Annotated in this window: 1 pseudogene; it reads left to right on the forward strand. The window is 72.2% G+C overall.

The window, feature by feature from the left end:
• Positions 1 to 187 (forward strand): annotated as a pseudogene (locus BV453_RS01905) (glutamyl-tRNA reductase); the annotation flags it as partial.
• Between the last annotated feature and the right edge of the window lie 47 nt (positions 188 to 234).

A 234-nucleotide genomic window follows, 5' to 3' on the forward strand; every position in this document is an offset into this window, starting at 1 on the left:
GCACCTCGCCGGCGTGCTGCTGCACACCCCCATGGTCCGCTCGCGCGAGCTCGCCAGGGCCGGCGACCAGGATGCGTTCCTCGGCGGGCTCGACGCTCTGTTCGGCATCGATGTCACCCTGCCGGAGTCGACGGAGGCACCGTCCGAACTGCCCGCGGTGGTCGGCATCTCCGACGCCGCGTCCTGATGTGGTCGGTTCATCGGCCCGGCCCGGTGGTGAGCCGGGCGTGGTTC

It is taken from the genome of Microbacterium sp. ER1 (assembly GCF_023383675.1).
GTDB lineage: Bacteria > Actinomycetota > Actinomycetes > Actinomycetales > Microbacteriaceae > Microbacterium.